Genomic DNA, 17,580 nt, shown 5'->3' on the forward strand with positions numbered 1-17,580 from the left:
TGCGGCTACACTCCATGCATAGGCTTTCCTGGTCACGGCACCCGATGAACGCACTCACTCTCTACGACAAGGTCTGGCGGCAGCACGTGGTCAAGGATTACTACGACGGCACCAGTCTGCTCTATATTGATCGACATCTGGTGCAGGAGGTTTCAAGCCCGCAGGCCTTTGCCGGATTGGTGTCGGAAGGCCGCAATCTGGTGCGTCCGGCGGCCCATATCGCGGTTGCCGACCATGCTGTGCCCACGCGGCTGCGCCACATGCCGTTGCCCGATGGGCTTGCCGCACGGCAGGTTTCGCGTCTGCAGGCCAATTGCGAGCGCTTCGGCGTGCACTACATCGGCATGAACGATAACCGGCATGGCATCGTCCATGTCATCGGGCCCGAACTGGGGTTTACCCTGCCGGGACTCACGTTGGTTTGCGGTGACAGCCACACCTCCACCCACGGCGCCTTCGGTGCCATCGCCTTCGGCATCGGCGCCAGTGAGTGTGAATGCGTATTCGCAACGCAGACGCTGCGGCAGCAGAAGCAAAAGACCATGCGCGTGACGCTGACAGGGGCGTTGCAACCGGGCGTCGCGGTCAAGGATATCATCCTCGCATTGATCGCGCGCATCGGCACCAATGGCGGCGTCGGCCACGCCATCGAATACGCGGGCCCGACCATCGCCACCCTGTCGATGGAAGCCCGCATGACCCTGTGCAATATGTCGATCGAGGCAGGCAGCCGCGTCGGCATGATTGCCCCCGATGATGTCACCATCGCTTATGTGCGCGGCCGCAAGCTTGCCCCGACAGCCGAGCAGCGCGACGCCGCAGAAGCCTATTGGCTGAGCCTTGCTACCGATGCCGACGCCACATTCGATCGTGAGGTCGAACTCGACGTGTCAGCTCTCGTGCCGCATGTTTCGTGGGGCACCAATCCCGGCGAGACTGCGCCGGTGTCCTCAATCATCCCCGACCCGGCCCTTGAGACCGATCTGGCGCGACGCGCCAAGATGGAGCGTAGCCTGCGTTATATGGCCCTTAAGCCAGGCATGCGGCTGGACGAGATCGCCATCGACAAGGTTTTCATTGGCTCCTGCACCAATGGGCGCATCGAGGACTTGCGGCTCGCCGCCCAAGTCGTGGTCGGCCGACAGGTGGCGTCGACCGTTTCAGGCATTGTCGTGCCCGGCTCGGCCTCGGTACGTCTGCAGGCGGAAGCCGAAGGGCTTGATCGGGTTTTCACGGACGCCGGCTTTGAATGGCGCGATGCCGGATGCTCGATGTGCGTCGCTATGAACGATGATCGCCTGGAGCCGGGCGATCGCTGCGCCTCCACCTCCAACCGCAATTTTGAAGGCCGGCAAGGGCAGGGCGGCCGCACCCATTTGATGAGCCCCGCCATGGCCGCCGCCGCTGCCATTGCCGGGCATCTGGTGGATGTACGCAGTCTCGAGGCCCTATCGAATGGATAAATTCGTTACGCTCACCAGCGTCGCCGCGCCCTTGCCCGAGGCCGACGTCGATACCGACATCATCTTTCCCGCACGCTTCCTGCTGCTGTTGGACAAGGTGGGTCTGGGCAAGCATCTGTTCCACGAGCGCCGCCACGCGCCGGGCGGTGCAGCGACCGATTTCGTGCTCAACACCGCCCCCTTTGACGAAGCCAAAATCCTCGTAGCCGATGCGAATTTCGGCTCGGGCTCCAGCCGCGAACAGGCTGTGTGGGCGCTTTCCGATTTCGGCATTCGCTGCGTCATCGCGCCCAGCTTCGGCGAGATTTTCTATTCCAACTGCTTCAAGAATGGCGTGTTGCCAATCGTGCTGACCGGCGAGGCGCACCGCAACGCCATGTCTGCGGCGGCGAGCGGCCAACTTTTCGTGGTGGACCTCGAGCGCCAGACGGTCACCTTCCCCAACGGACCCGCAACACGGTTCGAGATCGATCCCTATCGCCGCCGCGCCCTGATGCTCGGCCTCGACGAAATCGGCGGCATTCTGGCCGAGGACGCCGACGATATTGCCGCCTTCGAAATCCGCCATCGGGCCAGTCAGCCTTGGTTGTTTCTCGACGATGGGCGGCTGGACAGGCTTTTTGACGAAACGGAAGACCAATGAGCGACCAGGATCTATCGCAGAACTACAAAGACGCTTTCGGCAAGCGCATCGGCTTTGGCAAGCGTCCGGCGCTGATCATGATCGATTTCGTCGAGGCCTATTTCGATCCAAGCTGCGCGCTTTATGCCGGCGTCGAAGAGACGCTGGTCAGCGCCTTGCGCCTGCAGGCGGCGGCGCGAGCGGCCAATGTGCCCGTAATCTATACCAACGTCGTCTACAACAAGACGGCGCTGAACGGCGGACGGTTCTATCAAAAGTCGAGGACGCTGCACAATTTCCTCGAGGGCAGCCCGATGGGCGCCTGGCCCAAGGGGCTGGTGCCGTCCGAGGATGAACTGGTCATTTCCAAGCAATATGCCAGCGCCTTCTTCGGCACCTCGCTGGCTTCGACACTGACTTCGCTGGGCATCGACACCCTCATCCATACTGGCGTTTCGACCAGCGGCTGCATTCGCGCCACCTGCGTCGACTGCAATTCCTACGGCTTCATTCCCATCATCGTGCGCCAGGCAGTCGGTGATCGCCACCCGGCGCCGCATGAAGCCAATCTCTTCGACATGGACGCCAAATATGGCGACGTGGTCTCCGAAACTGAAACCATCACATATCTCCAAAATCTAGGATTGAACCCATGAGCAAGCCCAGCCTCAAGGCCGCACTGGCGTCCGGCCAGTTCGTCGTTGCCCCCGGCATCCACGACATGATCACGGCTGTGGTCAGCAACAAGGTGGGCTTCGATTTCGTCTATGCCTCCGGCTATTGGATGACCGCCTCGGCCTATGGCCTGCCCGATGCCGGCATTGCCAGCTATACCCAGATGCTCGACCGGGTGGCCACGCTGTGCCGCACTGCCAATGCCTCTGTGATTGCCGATGCCGACACCGGCTATGGCGGGCTGCTGAATGTGCATCACACCGTGCGTGGCTTCGAAGAGGCCGGCGCCGTGGCGATCCAGATCGAAGACCAGGAATTCCCCAAGAAGTGCGGCCACACGCCGTTCAAGCGCGTCGTGCCGATGATCGACATGGTCGAAAAGGTCAAGGTCGCCGTCGAGGCGCGCCGCAATCCCGAAACCCTGATCATTGCGCGCACCGACTCACGCCAGATCGACGGCTTTGAAGGCGCCATGAAGCGCGGCATTGCCTATGGCGAAGCTGGCGCCGACATCGTCTTTCTTGAAGCGCTGGAAAGCGAAGAAGAGATGCGCATCGCCTGCTCGCGCATCAACAAGCCAATGATGGCCAACATGGCCGATGGCGGCAAAACGCCGATCCGTTCGCAGGCCCAGCTCGCCGATATCGGCTACAAGCTCGCCATCTTCCCATCGGCCACCGGCCTCGCCGCTGCTGCCGCCGCCGAAAATGCCCTGCAGGTGCTCAAGGCCGAAGGCACTTCCAATTCGCCCAATACTAAGCTGTTCAGCTTTGCCGAGTTCAACACGTTGATCGGCTTTGAAGAAGTCTGGGACTTCGAGCGTCGCTGGGCTCGCCCAGTTACGACAGCCGCCAAATGAGCCGCGTCGCCTGCATTGGCGCTGGTACAGTTGGACGCGCCTGGGCGGTGGTTTTCGCTCGGGCCGGCTACGACGTGGGGCTGTTCGACGCCATCGAAGGCGAAGTGGAGCGCACCGCCATTCCAGGCGCGCGCCGCACGCTCGAATTGCTGGCCGAAAACGGCCTGTTGACCGAGGATGTCGATACGGTCGTGGCGCGCATCAAATCGGCCAGCTCGATAGCGGAGGCTGTGACAGGCGCCATCTTCGTGCAGGAAAGCGTGCGCGAGGACGTGGCGGTCAAGCGCGAGGTCTTCACCGAGATCGCCGCCCACGCGCCCGCCGAAGCCATCCTCGCATCCTCGACCTCGGCCATTCCGGGTTCGGAATTTCTCACCGGATTTCCCCACCCCGAGCGCGCGCTGGTCGTCCATCCGGTCAATCCGCCTTCGCTGATCCCGCTGGTCGAACTCTGTGGCACCGGCGTCACCTCGCCTGAAACCATCGCCGCTGCCCGCCAGTTGATGACCGACGCCGGCATGCGACCCATCGTGCTGAAAAAGGAGATCGACGGCTTCATCCTCAATCGCCTGCAATTCACGCTGGTGGCCGAGGCGCTACATCTGGTGGGCGAGGGCTATTGCACCCCCGAGGACATCGACGCGGTGCTGACCGATGGCCTCGCCTTGCGCTGGGCCTCCATCGGTCCGTTCGAGGTGGCCCATCTTAACGCACCAGACGGGTTGCAAGGCTTCGTCGATCGTCTTGGCCCGATGATGCGCCAGCTTGGAGCCGCCGCGCGAACCGATTATAACTGGACGCCCGAGCAGATCGCCAGCGCTCACGCCGAGCTGTCCCAACGCGTCCCGCTCGACACCATCGCCGAGCGCCAGGCCTGGCGTGATCGGCAAATCCTGGCCTTGCGCCAGATGAAATTGCGCGAGCAGAACGTCTAGGAGACCCGCCATGACCACCCGTTCCCTGAACCTCGCGGATCCATCGCTGCTGGTCGACAAGGCATTTGTAGCAGGCCAATGGGTGGTGGCGCCCGACCGCACGACCATTGAGGTCACCGATCCGTTCGATGGCGCGCTGGTCGGCACCGTGCCCAGTCTCGATGTCGGCAGCCTGCGCCGGGCTATCGACGCTGCCCACGCTGCGCAGCCCGGCTGGGCCGCCAAGACCGCCAAGGAGCGCTCGAACATCCTACGGTGCTGGTTCGACCTGATCATCGCCAATGCCGACGACCTGGCGCTGATCCTGACCAGCGAACAGGGCAAGCCGCTGGCCGAGGCCAAGGGCGAAATTATCAGCAATGCCGGCTATATCGAGTGGTTCGCCGAAGAGGCCAAGCGCGTCGATGGCGATATCATTCCCGGCGCCAGTCCGGGCCAGCGCATCCTGGTGCTGAAGCAACCGGTCGGCGTCTGTGCCGCCATTACGCCATGGAATTTCCCCAACGGCATGATCACCCGCAAGGCCGGCCCAGCCCTGGCCGCCGGCTGCACCATGATTTTAAAACCCGCATCCCAGACCCCACTTTCGGCTTTGGCACTAGCGGTACTAGCCGAGCGCGCCGGCATTCCGGCCGGTGTGTTCTCCGTGGTGACCGGGCAGGCCAAGGTGTTCGGGCAGGAATTCTGCACCAATCCCAAGATCGCCAAGATCACCTTCACCGGCTCGACCGAAGTCGGCCGCTGGCTGATGCGCGAAGCCGCTGGCGGCATCAAGCACCTGTCGCTCGAACTGGGCGGCAACGCGCCCTTTATCGTGTTTGACGATGCCGATATCGACGCCGCAGTCGAAGGCGCCATGACATCCAAATTCCGCAATTCCGGCCAGACCTGCGTCTGCGCCAACCGGCTCTATGTGCAGGACGGCGTCGTCGAGGCGTTCACCACCAAGCTGATCGCCAAGGTCAAGGCGCTGCAACTGGGGCAGGGCTCGCAGCCCGGCACCACGCAGGGGCCGTTGATCGACGAGCACGCCGTCACCAAGGTCGAGCAGCACGTCGCCGATGCGCTCGGCAAGGGCGCGACGCTGCTGCTGGGCGGCAAGCGCAGCGCGCTGGGCAGCACGTTCTTTGAGCCGACCGTCATTGGCGGGGTGACGCAAGACATGCTGGTGACGCAGGAAGAAACCTTTGCCCCGCTGGCGCCGATCATCAGCTTCAAGGACGAAGCCGACGTCATCGCCATGGCCAACGACAGCGAGTTCGGCCTCGCCTCCTACTTCTACGCCCGCGACATGGGCCGCGTCATGCGCGTAGCCGAAGCCCTGCAAGCCGGCATGGTCGGCGTCAACACCGGCGCCCTCGCCAACGAAATGGCCCCCTTCGGCGGCGTCAAACAATCCGGCCTGGGCCGCGAAGGCTCACGCTATGGCATGGATGGATATCTGGAGCTGAAGTATGTGTGTTTGGCGGGACTCGGGTAGGGCGACGGTATAGCGCTGACCCCAGCGTTTCATCGGCTGGCGAGTGACCACCCGCTTGTGGCAGCTCACTTCGATCACCGTCAGGCCCCGAACCTGACGGGTCCGGGGCGTTTCTATTTGCGGGTCGGCACTTCCATAGCCCAACCACCCTCGGTGCTAAGCATGGCTGTGCCGATGATGCAGATCAGTGTAGTGCGGGTGCTTGTGCCGCATCGGCTCATGGCGGTGCCAATGTGAATGCGGATCGCTCACCGGCCCGTCGGGGTATGATGGTGATGATCGTCGTGAGTGTGCGGGTGATCGTGTTCCAGTGCCTCATGAGCGTGATCATGGTCGGAAAGGTGCAGCCATAAGCCAAGGCCCATCAACAACCTTGCCAGAACCAGCTGCACGGTGATCGCATCGCGGAAGATCATAACGGCCAGTATTGCGCCGATGAACGGCGCCAGCGAAAAATGGGCCCCCGTCCGGGCGGCCCCTAAATGGCGCAGGCCGAGCATGAACATTACAAGGCTAACGCCGATCCCGAAGAAGCCGACCACGGCACCCGCGCCGATCAAGCCGATACCAGGCAGGGCAGCGCCAAGGGACAGGGCCAGCAAGACATTCGCGCATCGGCAACCAGACCCTTGATCATGGCGATCTGCACCGGATTGGCCACCGATAATTTGCGGGTCAGATTGTTGTCGATGCCCCAGCACAGACAGGCGGCAGCTATGGTCGTTGAGATGCCCGCATTTCTTGGGCAAAATCTGGTCTTCGATATGCACCGCTGCGGCGCCGGCATCCTCGAAGGAGCAGACCATGTGCATCACGTTGAGCGCCTCGCCGAAGCCCGTATCGCCGTCGACCAGCACCGGCAGCCCGCTGGCGCGAGCGACCTGCCTTATGAAGAAGCTGACCTCTTCGATCGTCGTGATGCCAAGATCGGGCAGGCCCATCGAGGCGCTCATGGCAGCGCCCGACAGATACAGCCCCTCGAAGCCGGCAGCCTTCGCCTGGAGGGCCGCCATGCCGTTATGCGCGCCGGGCAGCCGCGCGATGCCCGGTTGAGCAAGCAGGGCCCCGTAGCGATTGCCGGCCGGATGCTTGGGGAGGTCGCTCCCGACGAGGTAGGTCATGTCACTCAACCTCCACGGCATTGCGGTTGCGCCGGCGGGCAAAGCCGGGGAGCAGCAGCGGTATGATCAGGACGCCGGCGGCCATGGTCCAGAGCACGATGGAGATCGGGCTCGACCACAGTAGTATGCCCACGTCGCCGCCCGACAGCGACAGCGAGCGGCGCAGGCTCTGTTCGAGAATCCTGCCGAGCACAAGGCCAAGGATAAGTGGTGCCATTGGCACGCCGATCCGGCGGAGCAGATAGGCGGCAAAGCCCAGCCCGACCATCAGGACGAGATCGAAAGTGGTCGACTTGCCGGAATAGACGCCGATCGTGCTGACTACAACGGTGAAGGGCATCAGCACCCATGCCGGCACGGAGAGCAGGCGGGCGAAGAGGCCGACCAGCGGGATATTGATCGCCAGGAGGATCACATTGCCGATGAATAGCGAGGCGATGAGGCGCCAGACCAGTTCGGGCGGGGAATTGAACAGGGCGGGGCCGGGGTGAGGTTGTAGAGGGTCAGCACGCCCTGCATGATGGCGGTGGTGCCCGAACTCGGGATACCCAGCGTCAGCATGGGGATGAAATTGCTGTTCGACGCGCTGTTATTTGCGGCTTCCACCGAGGCCAGGCCCCGCATGTCGCCATGGCCGAACTTGCTGCCCTCGGGGTGGCAATTGCGGAGCCGACGAAGGGCGTCCAGGCCGCCAGCGACAGAGCGACGCCGGCCTGACCCTGGCGGGCGAGCGGATAGCCCTCGATGGCAGCCATGACGGCCGAAGCTTCGCCGGGAACATTGAGCAGGATGGCGCTGATGCGGCCGCCGTATTCGGAGCCGACACAGATCGCCGCCATCAGGATGAGCGAGGATTCGGGCGGCAGGCCCAAGGCGAATGCCACTGGCACAAGCATAGCGACGGCGTTGATGGGCTCGTGGCCCGGCAGCACGCCAACCATGGTGCCGACGAAGGAGCCGATGGTTGCAAGGAACAGATTGGTCGGGCTGAGGGCAACACCGAAAGCCAGTCGCCAAGTAGGAAAGAGTCTCCATCAGAGCAGCCTTCCCAGCAAGGCCGCTCGGCAGCACGACAGCAAGGACGCGATCAAACAGCAGGTAAGAGGAAATCGCGATGATCCCGCCGGTCAGCAGGCCCTGCCACCATTTGGCGCCGAAGAGCATGGCAATGGGGATCATCAAAAGCGTGGTGGAAAGGATGAAGCCGAGCGGCTGGAAAAGCAGGGCATGGGCCAGAAGGCTGACCGAGAGACCCAGCAGGGCCCGGTTGACCCCGGGTCCTGCCGAAGGGACCGCGCCCCCGCCCGTGATCGTCAGGATCACGCCGCAGATAGCGATGACTGCGGCAGTGATCAGGGGGAAAGCCTTGGGCCCGACGGGTTCGTAGGCAATGGCGCCTCGAGGCCCCAGCCAAAAGCCGCCATGAGCGCCGCGAACAAGAGCGCGGCAACCCCGAGGGTGCGGTCGTTGGTCATGTGGCCTTTCCTACTGCGTAGCCAAGCCAAACTCGGTCGCCAGCGTGTTGTAGTTGGCAACCTGCTCGCCAACGAAGGTGCCCGTTTCCTCGCCCACGATCGGCAGGGGGAATAGGTTTCGCTGCTGGAAAGCCGCGGCATAACCGGGCGTTGCCATGGTCGTGGTGAAGGAACCGACCCACCATTGGTAGTCAGCGTCGCTGACATCGGGGCCGACATAGAAGCCGCGCGCGATGGGCCACTGGATGTCGTAGCCCTGTTCGGCGGCGGTCGGCACCTCGGCCTGCTTGCCGGGCAGACGTTCGTCCGAGAACACCGTGAGGAGCTTGAGCGGGGCGCCGCCATCGATGGCTGCCTGGCTGTCGCCCAGATCGTTCATGCAGACGTCAACATGGCCGCCCTGGAGGGCCGTGGCGCAATGGCCGCCGCCTTCGAAGGCCACAAAGCGCATGGCCTTGTAGTCAATGCCCGCAGCCCGCGCCAGCAGCGCCGCCTTCATCCAGTCCTGGCTACCGATCGTGCCGCCGGCGCCGATGATGACCGAGGTCGGATCGGCCTTGATGGCAGCGACGAGGTCTTCGAGCGTGGTATAGTCGCCATCCTGCTGCGTGACCACCGCACCATAATCGGAGCCGACAACGGCGACCCAGCGCACATCCTGTTCGTCATATTCGCCGAACTTGCCCTAGGCGATGTTGAGCAGCGAACCGGCGGAAAACGCCACGATGGTGCCTGGCTCGGCCCGGCGCTGGGCGACGATGGCATTATAGGCCACGGCGCCGATGCCGCCCGGCATGTAGGAAATGCGCATCGGCGAGGGGACCGCGCCGGATTCGGCGAGCGTCGCCTGGGCCAGCTTGCAGGTGATGTCGAAGCCGCAGCCGCTGGGGCCGACAAGGCTTACGAATTCACCTGGTTGCACGTCGAAGGAAATATCCTCGAGCGCCCGGACCGGGCCATCCTTGACCGACTTGCCGGGATGGCGGAGCAAGATCAGCGGTGTGCTGGGATTGTCCATCGTCATGTCTCGTCTCGCAGCGACACTCGCCAGCGGGCAACGCGGTTTTCCGTGAAGCGCAGCGGAGCGGTGATCAGGGTGCCCAGCGCCATCAGCACGATCACCACTGCGAAATATTTGTCCATCTGGAACCGATTCCCCGCTGCAACCAGCAGTCCCCCCAGGCCCGACTGCACCATCGTGAGTTCTGCAATTACCGTGCCGACCGTGGAAATCGCGGCGCCGATCCTGAGGCCACTGAGAATGGAAGGCAGAGCATCGGGTACCATAACCTTCCAGAACAGGTTGAAACGATTGGCGCCAAAGGCACGGGCCATTTCCACCAAGTCCTTGTTTGAGTTGGCGATACCGGCAGCGGTATTGATGAGGATCGGAAATAGGGCCGCTTTCCACACCACCACGATCTTGGCCTCTGTATAAGCCCAAACCAGACGATGATCAGCGAAATGAAGGCAGCACCCGGCGTCGAGTTCATGGCGTTGACTAATGGTCCAAGACCCGGCCGATTAAGCGGAAGCCCCCGAGCAGAATGCCCTGCACGATGCCGGTCGAGGCCGAAAACAGGAAACCCTGTCCGATCACCGTGACGGATTCGCCCAAAGCCGTAGCATGGTGCCATCCGACCACATCTTGATGCTCTCATCCAGCACGTCGGTCGGTTTGGGCATAATGGGTTTGCCCGACGTCGCATTGAGCGCGAACATCGAGCGGCCCAATATGGGCATCGGCGGCATTACACCCGCCCAGAAATTGGCAATGGCTGCGTAAATTCTACCGAAGAGCCCCGCTAAAAACGGGGGGATTACCATCTTCGATTTCTACACAGGGCGCGAGGTATTGGCCGGCAGGCTCCGGTGTTCAATCTGCGGCTAATATTATCCGACCTTCGCGTTTGGCCATGCGGGACGGAGCAGCCAGGGAAAGCCCAAGCGTGGTCTCTGTTCAGTCTCACAACCAAACCAAATCACAACCTGCTGAAACTCTTCAACTCTTTGGGTTGGGTCTCAGGCTCCGCGGATAATCCCTGAATACCCAGCATCTAGTTGACCAGCACAGGAGCTTGATGAATGTACGTCCGATCCTCGATCTGTCGAACGAGGAACTCGGCGACGTCCGCGCGCGAGATGATCCCGTTTCGCCACTGAGAGAAATCAGAAAGGATCTTGTAGCGTCCTGTCCGCGGTCCACCGGTCAGAACTCCAGGCCTCGCGATCGTCCAATCAAGCCCGCTCTCCTGGATCAAACGCTCCTGCAAACTTTTGTCCCTGTAGGCTCGACCAAAGACAATCTGGAACGGCAACCGCTGCAGGCCGCTGATGCGCGCGCTGCTGTCTCCAGCTCCAAAACCAGTCACACAGATCAGACGTTTAACGCCATGGCCCCTCATCGCCGCGATCAGCACCCGGGTCGCGTCCGAGAACAGGTGCACAGGCCGGAACAAGTCTCCGAATCCGACGCCTAGGGTCTGAATAACGACGTCCACCCCAACAAGTGCGGCCTCTACATCCTCGATCTTCAGCGCGTCGCCCCGAATCTTCTCGAGGTTAGAATTTGAGATCGAGATTGCGGCAGCGGATCGCGCCAGGGCGCGCACATGGTGACCTGCATCGAGGACTTGGCGGGTCGTTTCCAAACCGATCCCTTTGCTGGCGCCGATAATCAATACACGCATGATGGCCTCATTATTCCAGAATTGAAGATATCACTCGACCACAACCTGGATGGCGATGCAGGTGGCGAAGGCTACGCGCATGGGCACTTCTGACGTTCTCGGAAAAAGCCAGCGCGACGGAGAGGAACACGCGGCGTGAGGCGTTCGTAAGCGGCTCCGCATCATCGAGACTTGAACAAAAGCCTGATGCGGTTGAAGCGCGAGCGGAGGGCTGTCCGTGTCGAACGTGGCGTAAGGTTTGCGGCAGTTGTTTTGCTCGCCGGCATGATATCCTCGCAGTTGCCGGCCTCGGTGGCCTTGACGCTTCGGCTTTCGATCACGGCGGCTGATGGGCTCGCGTCCCGACCATGCACTGCCATGGTTGGTCGGGGTCCACATTATACGTCCCAAACCAGCTTCGACAACCGTTTGGAGGCACACAAGAGCCCGACCGTCCAAACCCGACACCTTAGAAAGGACCTCTCAGAGGACCGGCACCTCGCGCTGGATTGCAACCCAGGCAACTATTTTCTTGGCTACTTCGATCGGCACCACACGCCAGTACATCATGAAGGGTGTGCCGTCCTTCTTGTAGTTAATCGCTTTGTCTTCAAATTTCCCACCCGACTTCAGTGCGTCGGAAAGCTTGGTGATCACCTTCTCGTCTGTTTCCGGGCCTTGGAGAATCCGAGGTGTCTTGCCGATGACGGAAGAGGGTTCATGACCAGTTAGTTTTTCAAATGCATCGTTGGCATAAATGATTTTTCCTTCCGCCGATGCTTCTGTGATCAGGATTGAATCAAAGCTATTTTCTGCCAAAACCTGAAGCAAGGCCAGCCCACCGTCAGCTCCATTCATCAGTTTTTCAAACGTATCGGACATTCTAACTTCCTCTCTGAGTAGAACACGCTACCTATGACTATGCCGGTCCGTGACGGCGCGGTCAGGGCTTGTTTTGACCTTTGGGACTATCTTGTTCTGGACGAGCAGAACCAAGGACAAATAATTCAGGTTTCGCGGTAGCTGCTGTCCAAGTGGCTACAGTAACAGCCGCGGCCGCGATTAGAACAGCGTGACCGATCACGTTAACGGCCATGAACGTGTAACTTCCAACTGCCAACGCAAAACTTATAGCCCACATAAAACCCAGGGCCTGCAAAACATAATGGCGGGTGGCGACATCCGGGATGTGACGAAGCGGACTAACCTCATTGTTGAACAAAAAATTCCAACAATAGACGACGAACTTTCTTATGGGAGTAAACATGGGTAGCACTCACCAATGATTGAGAATTTAAAGTGGAAGAACGGGTCACCTGCCTTGAGAGCAGGCGACCCGCCTCCCTTCACAGCACCAATCGCTACGCAGCCTGTGGAAGAACCACGGTGTCGATCACGTGAATGACGCCATTTGACGCAGCGATGTCGGCCGAGGTGACCGTCGCATCATTGATCATGACGTTGCTCCCGTCCACTTTCACATGGAGCAACTTGCCGTTTACGGTCTTGGCTTCTTTGATCTTGACGACGTCGGCAGCCATGACCTTGCCGGGCACGACATGGTAGGTGAGGATCGCGGCCAGCTGTGCCTTGTTCTCTGGCTTCAACAGGTTCTCAACCGTTCCCGCCGGGAGTTTGGCGAAAGCGGCGTCTGTTGGGGCGAAGACCGTAAATGGTCCGGCTCCCTTCAAGGTTTCGACCAGGCCTGCGGCACCGAGAGCGGCCGCCAGCGTCTTAAATTGACCAGCCGCAACCGCGGTGTCGACAATGTTCTGCGTATTTGTGGTCATATCATTTCTCCATTCGCCAATTTTCAAAGGGGTTATGGCGATGCACCCTATTGTCGCTTCTATTGTCGGATCGCCTCGGTCGCGTGGCTTGTCAGCTTGCCTGACCGCGCCATCATGGGCTTTGGGCGATCCACATCTTTCCTTGACTGACCGGGCTAGTTCGATGGCGGCAACAAACGGTACCGATAACGTGGATGACGCCGTTCCAAGCTTCGATCCGCGGTCGTAACCTTTGCATTGTTGATCACCATGTTGCTGCCTCAGTCGGCCGTGTTTATCGCGGCCCCTTGGCGTCAATTCAGTATTTGAATATAAGGCAAATGAAGATGACTGTCATGCACATTGTCGTGATAAGAACATATGTTTTCACTTGTAGACAATTTGTTTATGTTTTTTGATCACCAAGAAAGAAAGGGTGTGAGCCATGCTTTCGCAAACCTTGGCCACCGGCCTTGAGAGCTATGAGATTGGCCCGAAAATCAGGGCGCTTCGCCTTAGGAAGAACCTCGGGCTCGTGCAGCTCGGTGAGCACACCGGCATGTCATCAGGCATGTTATCGAAGATCGAGCGGGGACAGCTTTTCCCGACGCTTCCGACGCTGCTCAAGATCGCCATGGTCTTTGGCGTCGGCCTCGAGCATTTCTTCGTTGATTCAAAAGACCGGCCGACGCTCGCCGTCGTCAGAAAAAAGGACCGGTTGCGCCTGCCGGACCGTCCGGGCGCCGAGAACCCTTCCTATTTCTTCGAGAGCCTCGACTTCCCTGTCAGCGATCGAAAGATGGAGGCCTATTGCGCGGAGTTCGAACCGAACTCGGGAGCGACGGAGCCCCACAAACATTCAGGCGCAGAAATCATCTATGTGATCAGTGGTCAGCTTGCCGTGAACGTTGACGGCGAGGACACGTTATTGGCCGAAGGCGATTCCATGTATTTCGATTCTGGATTCCCACACAGCTATCGCCGTCAGGGAAGGGGCACCTGCTCGGTAATTGTTGTGGTCTCGGGATAGCCTGGCCGCGTGTCCGCCGAACCGGCAGCAGCTCACAACACGAGGCTGACACTCCGCTAATCGGCGACCCAATCTGAGCCAAATTATCTGACGACGGACGAAACAGATTACGCAATGGTGCAGCCTGCTTCTGGAAGGCGCTGCAGATGTTTTTGGCGGCGAGGCCCGCGCTGAGCCGACCGCGCCGACAGTGGATGTAAAGACACTGCACGCCAAGATTGGCCAGTTGACGCTGGAGAACGATTTTTTGGAAGGAGCGCTCAGCAAAGCCGGCCTGCTGAGCGCAAAGCGATGATCGATCGGGATCATGAACTATCGGTGACCCGGCAGGCGTTGGTGCTCGATATCAGCCGGAGCAGCGTCTACTACCTGCCACGCCCGGTCTCGCCCGGCGATCTGGCACTGATGCGCCGGATCGATGAACTGCATCTGGATTACCCGTTCGCCGGCGCCCGCATGTTGCGTGATCTGCTGGGTTGGGAAGGGTTTGCTGTTGGCCGGCTACACGTGAGCACGCTGATGAAGCGGATGGGCATCGAGGCGATCTATCGCCGGCCCAATACCAGCAAGCCTGCGCCAGGCCACAAGGTCTATCCCTACCTGCTGCGCAGGCTGGCGGTGAACCGGCCCAATCGGGTCTGGGCAATCGACATTACCTACATCCCCATGGCGCGCGGCTTCGTCTACCTGGCGGCGGTGGTGGACTGGTTCAGTCGGCGGGTCTTGGCCTGGCGGCTCTCGATCAGCATGGACGTGAGCTTCTGCATCGAGGCGGTTGAGGAGGCTCTGGGTAAATACGGCGCCCCCGAAATCTTCAACAGCGACCAGGCCAGCCAATTTACCAGCATGGCCTTCACCGGCCTGCTGCGCGACAATGGCATCGCCATTAGCATGGACGGCAGAGGGGCATGGCGCGACAATGTCTTCGTCGAGCGGCTTTGGCGGTCCATCAAATACGAGGAGGTTTACCTGCGCGCCTATGACGCCGTCTCGGACGCGCGAACCTTGATCGGCAAATACCTGGCCTTCTACAACAGTGGGCGCCCTCACTCGAACCTTGACCGCATGACCCCGGACGAGGCCTACTTCAATGCGCTGATGCCAATTCCGGCAGCGGCATAACCAAGGCCGAAATTCACTTAGCCAAGCCCCGCAGGCTGTTCAGACAAACCGAGCCACCTCTTGACCCGCTATTGACATCAGCCAGTGCTGGTTTGACGAAAGCTCGTTACTGCTGCCCGCAAACTTGCCTTGGTCTAAGCAAAACGCGAAAGGGGCGATTATGTTGGTGCTTGTCACAGGAGCCACCGGCAAGGTGGGTCAGGTCCTGCTGGAGAGCCTGCTGTCGGAACCGCGGTGGGCCCATGCCCGCATTCGGGCATTATGTCACAATCGGTCGATGCCACCACAAGACCGGCTCGAGATCATACGCGGTTCGATCGCCGATCGTGCCGTGGTCGAGATGGCCATGGCGGGGGTAACCCATGTCATTCACATGGCAACGGTCAAGGAAGACCCGCTGACGGCGATGGATGTGTCGGTCAAGGGGATGTTCTGGCTGCTCGAGGCGTTTCGCGTCAGCCCAACCGGCCAGCAGTTCATGCTGATCGGTGGCGATTGCGTCGTCGGCCACATCATCATGCCCTATGACGCGCCGATCACTGAAAACTCGCCCCGGAAGCCTTATCCGGGAGTGTATGCACTTTCGAAGTTGCTCGAAGAGGTCATGCTGGAGCAATATTACATCCAGTATGGCATCAACGGTTGCTGCCTGCGCTCACCATGGATCATGGAAAAAGACGACTTCCGGTATGTCTTGAGTTTTGGCGCCGATCAGTTCGGGGGTCCCGGCTGGGACGAACTGATCACACCTGGAGATCGCGAACGGTTTCATGCACAAGGCTTGGTGCCGTTGCTCATAGACGCCACCGGCAGACCCCTTAGGCGAAATTTCGTGCATGTGAGCGATCTGGTTGCGGCCATTCTGGCGGCGCTCGATAATACGGCTACCCGCCAGAACCTGTTCAACATCGCCATGAATTCGCCCGTGGACTATGGTGAGGTTGCCGCTCGGTTGGCCGAGACCCGCGATCTTGCAAGCGTTCGGGTCGAGACGCCCTTTCACTCCAACTGGCTGGACAATAGCAAGGCGCGTCTTACGTTGGGCTGGGCGCCAAAGATCAACCTTGAGCGTATGGTGGACGATGCGTTCGCCTATGTCCGGGCCAAAGACGATCCGCGCAAGGTCTGGTATGTGGGTTGAGGTCAGGGCCGGGCGTTCCGGCCGGCGTGGGTGCCAACTGAGTTTGGAGCGCGCCGGATCGGCGCGCTCCACGCATCTCGTGTCCTATTTCTGGATGCAGGTGTCGACCGTGTCCTTGGTGCATTCGTCGAGGCCGGTGAACACCGGATCGGCAACCGGCTTGCCCTCGATCAGGTCGATCATCACCGACGGCGCCAGATAGCCCATTTCGAAAGGCCGCTGGCCCACCAGCGCCGTAACCAAGCCCTCCTTGGCCAAAGCCACTTGGTCACCAATCGTGTCGGCAGCGCCAATTGCAAAGTCGTTGCTCGCGATCCGGTCGGCCAGTGGCCCGATCAGGTCGCGATAGGGCTGCGGGGCCCCGAACATCGGCCAGCCGCCCATGATGCCGAAGGCGTCGAGATCAGGATTGGCAGCAAGGATGTCGCTCATCGCCTGCACACCCTTGGCGCCGTCATCATTGGTGAAAACGGGGCAACCGGCGACTTCGGTCCAGCCGCCTTCGCCGGCCAGCGCCGCGAGGCCGTCCTGGCCCGTCAGGGCGTCTCGCATGCCCTGCGCACGCTGCAGAATGTTGTCGGCAGCGGCATTGCCTTCGATGGTGCAGATGGTGCCGCCATCGGGCTTGGCAGCTTTGATGTATTCGCCGATCTTGCGGCCCATCACATAGTTGTCGGTGCCCAGATAGGTCCTGCGCAAACCGGCATCCGCCTTGCTCAGGTCGGCGTCTAGCGTCATCACCGGAATGGTGGGTGCGGAGCTTTTGATCGTATTGGCGATCAGAGGTGCATTTGACGGCGAGACGGCCAGGGCGGCGGTGTTCGGATTGCTGAGCATGTCCTGCAGGATCTGGGCTTCGCCGGCTTCATCGGATGTCGATGCAGGGCCGGTGTAAAAGCACTCGTACTCGGAATCAGCGTTCTCGGAATTCCATTTCTGGCAGCCCTGGTTAATGGCTTCGAAGAACGGATTGTCGAGGCCCTTGACGACGATAACCAGTTGTTTTTTTGTTTGAGCAAAGGCCGGTGCGGCGCCAAGCGACAGCGCCGCGACCGCGACCAGTAAGGCAACTTTCTTCATTGATATTCTCCCGATTGCGACAGCGCCGTCCGCGAGCGGGTTGGCCCAGCTCCACGGCCTCCTTGGCCTGCCGAAATAAGGCTAAGCCCGATCAGACTGACCAGTCAACAATTAATAGGATTAATCGAGGCATGGCCGT

At 60.7% G+C, this 17,580-nt stretch carries 18 protein-coding genes and 3 pseudogenes; 9 read left to right on the forward strand and 12 right to left on the reverse strand.

Features of this window, described 5'->3' with window-relative positions; all coding sequences use genetic code 11:
- The first annotated feature begins 44 nt into the window (after positions 1–44).
- The 6 genes from leuC to WH91_RS19495 are packed head-to-tail and all read left to right on the forward strand — an operon-like array spanning position 45 to position 6,034.
- Positions 45–1,463: a 3-isopropylmalate dehydratase large subunit gene (leuC, locus tag WH91_RS19470; RefSeq protein WP_046172669.1), complete on the forward strand. Its 1,419-nt coding sequence runs from the start codon at positions 45–47 to the stop codon at positions 1,461–1,463.
- On the forward strand, positions 1,456–2,106 hold the full coding sequence (gene leuD, locus WH91_RS19475) for a 3-isopropylmalate dehydratase small subunit (protein ID WP_046172670.1): 651 nt from the start codon (positions 1,456–1,458) through the stop codon (positions 2,104–2,106). The genes leuC and leuD overlap by 8 nt, the downstream gene beginning before the upstream one ends.
- Positions 2,103–2,741 carry an isochorismatase family protein gene (locus tag WH91_RS19480; protein ID WP_046172671.1) on the forward strand — a complete coding sequence of 213 codons (639 nt, stop codon included), beginning with the start codon at positions 2,103–2,105 and terminating at the stop codon, positions 2,739–2,741. Before leuD ends, WH91_RS19480 begins: the two co-directional genes overlap by 4 nt.
- Positions 2,738–3,619 (forward strand): isocitrate lyase/PEP mutase family protein, encoded by an 882-nt coding sequence (locus WH91_RS19485; RefSeq protein ID WP_046172672.1) that lies wholly within the window; start codon positions 2,738–2,740, stop codon positions 3,617–3,619. Before WH91_RS19480 ends, WH91_RS19485 begins: the two co-directional genes overlap by 4 nt.
- Positions 3,616–4,554 (forward strand): 3-hydroxyacyl-CoA dehydrogenase, encoded by a 939-nt coding sequence (locus WH91_RS19490; protein ID WP_046172673.1) that lies wholly within the window; start codon positions 3,616–3,618, stop codon positions 4,552–4,554. The genes WH91_RS19485 and WH91_RS19490 overlap by 4 nt, the downstream gene beginning before the upstream one ends.
- Positions 4,555–4,564: 10 nt before the next feature.
- A complete protein-coding gene (locus tag WH91_RS19495; protein WP_046172674.1) occupies positions 4,565–6,034 on the forward strand; it encodes an NAD-dependent succinate-semialdehyde dehydrogenase in 1,470 nt (489 codons plus the stop codon).
- 248 nt (positions 6,035–6,282) lie between these two features.
- Here WH91_RS19495 and WH91_RS25600 read toward each other — a convergent pair whose 3' ends face one another.
- The 11 genes and pseudogenes from WH91_RS25600 to WH91_RS19535 form a co-directional block, all read right to left on the reverse strand.
- The gene (locus tag WH91_RS25600) at positions 6,283–7,155 is read right to left on the reverse strand and encodes an isocitrate lyase/phosphoenolpyruvate mutase family protein (RefSeq protein ID WP_244542396.1); all 873 of its coding nucleotides are present in this window, start codon (positions 7,153–7,155) and stop codon (positions 6,283–6,285) included.
- Position 7,156: 1 nt separating this feature from the next.
- A pseudogene (locus tag WH91_RS25970) lies at positions 7,157–7,779 on the reverse strand (tripartite tricarboxylate transporter permease).
- A complete protein-coding gene (locus WH91_RS25980; protein WP_052952993.1) occupies positions 7,710–8,096 on the reverse strand; it encodes a tripartite tricarboxylate transporter permease in 387 nt (128 codons plus the stop codon). The pseudogene WH91_RS25970 and the gene WH91_RS25980 overlap by 70 nt, the downstream one beginning before the upstream one ends.
- Before the next feature lie 181 nt (positions 8,097–8,277).
- Positions 8,278–8,565 (reverse strand): annotated as a pseudogene (locus tag WH91_RS26240) (tripartite tricarboxylate transporter TctB family protein); the annotation flags it as partial.
- 75 nt (positions 8,566–8,640) lie between these two features.
- Positions 8,641–9,285, reverse strand: coding sequence for a Bug family tripartite tricarboxylate transporter substrate binding protein (locus WH91_RS24975; protein WP_199533552.1), 645 nt, complete (start codon positions 9,283–9,285; stop codon positions 8,641–8,643).
- 30 nt (positions 9,286–9,315) lie between these two features.
- Positions 9,316–9,648: a hypothetical protein gene (locus tag WH91_RS24980; RefSeq protein ID WP_199533553.1), complete on the reverse strand. Its 333-nt coding sequence runs from the start codon at positions 9,646–9,648 to the stop codon at positions 9,316–9,318.
- A gap of 2 nt (positions 9,649–9,650) precedes the next feature.
- A complete protein-coding gene (locus tag WH91_RS24985; RefSeq protein WP_199533554.1) occupies positions 9,651–10,043 on the reverse strand; it encodes an ABC transporter permease in 393 nt (130 codons plus the stop codon).
- A gap of 644 nt (positions 10,044–10,687) precedes the next feature.
- Positions 10,688–11,320 (reverse strand): NAD(P)-dependent oxidoreductase, encoded by a 633-nt coding sequence (locus tag WH91_RS19525; protein ID WP_046172676.1) that lies wholly within the window; start codon positions 11,318–11,320, stop codon positions 10,688–10,690.
- Between the two features lie 462 nt (positions 11,321–11,782).
- Positions 11,783–12,181: a PAS domain-containing protein gene (locus WH91_RS19530; RefSeq protein ID WP_052952995.1), complete on the reverse strand. Its 399-nt coding sequence runs from the start codon at positions 12,179–12,181 to the stop codon at positions 11,783–11,785.
- A gap of 61 nt (positions 12,182–12,242) precedes the next feature.
- On the reverse strand, positions 12,243–12,566 hold the full coding sequence (locus WH91_RS23760; RefSeq protein WP_199533555.1) for a hypothetical protein: 324 nt from the start codon (positions 12,564–12,566) through the stop codon (positions 12,243–12,245).
- Positions 12,567–12,660: 94 nt separating this feature from the next.
- On the reverse strand, positions 12,661–13,089 hold the full coding sequence (locus tag WH91_RS19535; RefSeq protein WP_046172677.1) for a fasciclin domain-containing protein: 429 nt from the start codon (positions 13,087–13,089) through the stop codon (positions 12,661–12,663).
- Between the two features lie 424 nt (positions 13,090–13,513).
- Between WH91_RS19535 and WH91_RS19540 the strand changes: the two genes are divergently transcribed.
- From WH91_RS19540 to WH91_RS19555, 3 genes and pseudogenes are all read left to right on the forward strand, one after another.
- Positions 13,514–14,098 (forward strand): helix-turn-helix domain-containing protein, encoded by a 585-nt coding sequence (locus WH91_RS19540; protein ID WP_046172678.1) that lies wholly within the window; start codon positions 13,514–13,516, stop codon positions 14,096–14,098.
- Positions 14,099–14,201: 103 nt separating this feature from the next.
- A pseudogene (locus WH91_RS19550) lies at positions 14,202–15,220 on the forward strand (IS3 family transposase); the annotation flags it as partial.
- A gap of 160 nt (positions 15,221–15,380) precedes the next feature.
- Positions 15,381–16,361 carry an NAD-dependent epimerase/dehydratase family protein gene (locus WH91_RS19555; protein ID WP_046172680.1) on the forward strand — a complete coding sequence of 327 codons (981 nt, stop codon included), beginning with the start codon at positions 15,381–15,383 and terminating at the stop codon, positions 16,359–16,361.
- An 84-nt stretch (positions 16,362–16,445) separates the two neighbouring features.
- On the opposite strand, the gene WH91_RS19560 is transcribed toward WH91_RS19555, so the two are convergent.
- Positions 16,446–17,441: a substrate-binding domain-containing protein gene (locus WH91_RS19560; RefSeq protein WP_046172681.1), complete on the reverse strand. Its 996-nt coding sequence runs from the start codon at positions 17,439–17,441 to the stop codon at positions 16,446–16,448.
- Between the last annotated feature and the right edge of the window lie 139 nt (positions 17,442–17,580).

This window comes from Devosia psychrophila, from assembly GCF_000971275.1.
GTDB lineage: Bacteria > Pseudomonadota > Alphaproteobacteria > Rhizobiales > Devosiaceae > Devosia > Devosia psychrophila.

Excerpts from the sequence above, each read along its gene's own strand:
- WH91_RS19555 (WP_046172680.1), top strand. The coding sequence starts at position 15,381 with ATGTTGGTGCTTGTCACAGGAGCCACCGGCAAGGTGGGTCAGGTCCTG.
- WH91_RS19540 (WP_046172678.1), top strand. The coding sequence starts at position 13,514 with ATGCTTTCGCAAACCTTGGCCACCGGCCTTGAGAGCTATGAGATTGGC.
- WH91_RS19525 (WP_046172676.1), bottom strand. The coding sequence starts at position 11,320 with ATGCGTGTATTGATTATCGGCGCCAGCAAAGGGATCGGTTTGGAAACG.
- WH91_RS19535 (WP_046172677.1), bottom strand. The coding sequence starts at position 13,089 with ATGACCACAAATACGCAGAACATTGTCGACACCGCGGTTGCGGCTGGT.
- WH91_RS19490 (WP_046172673.1), top strand. The coding sequence starts at position 3,616 with ATGAGCCGCGTCGCCTGCATTGGCGCTGGTACAGTTGGACGCGCCTGG.
- WH91_RS19495 (WP_046172674.1), top strand. The coding sequence starts at position 4,565 with ATGACCACCCGTTCCCTGAACCTCGCGGATCCATCGCTGCTGGTCGAC.
- leuC (WP_046172669.1), top strand. The coding sequence starts at position 45 with ATGAACGCACTCACTCTCTACGACAAGGTCTGGCGGCAGCACGTGGTC.
- WH91_RS19485 (WP_046172672.1), top strand. The coding sequence starts at position 2,738 with ATGAGCAAGCCCAGCCTCAAGGCCGCACTGGCGTCCGGCCAGTTCGTC.
- WH91_RS25980 (WP_052952993.1), bottom strand. The coding sequence starts at position 8,096 with ATGGTTGGCGTGCTGCCGGGCCACGAGCCCATCAACGCCGTCGCTATG.
- WH91_RS24980 (WP_199533553.1), bottom strand. The coding sequence starts at position 9,648 with ATGGACAATCCCAGCACACCGCTGATCTTGCTCCGCCATCCCGGCAAG.
- leuD (WP_046172670.1), top strand. The coding sequence starts at position 1,456 with ATGGATAAATTCGTTACGCTCACCAGCGTCGCCGCGCCCTTGCCCGAG.
- WH91_RS19480 (WP_046172671.1), top strand. The coding sequence starts at position 2,103 with ATGAGCGACCAGGATCTATCGCAGAACTACAAAGACGCTTTCGGCAAG.
- WH91_RS23760 (WP_199533555.1), bottom strand. The coding sequence starts at position 12,566 with ATGTTTACTCCCATAAGAAAGTTCGTCGTCTATTGTTGGAATTTTTTG.
- WH91_RS25600 (WP_244542396.1), bottom strand. The coding sequence starts at position 7,155 with ATGACCTACCTCGTCGGGAGCGACCTCCCCAAGCATCCGGCCGGCAAT.
- WH91_RS19530 (WP_052952995.1), bottom strand. The coding sequence starts at position 12,181 with ATGTCCGATACGTTTGAAAAACTGATGAATGGAGCTGACGGTGGGCTG.
- WH91_RS19560 (WP_046172681.1), bottom strand. The coding sequence starts at position 17,441 with ATGAAGAAAGTTGCCTTACTGGTCGCGGTCGCGGCGCTGTCGCTTGGC.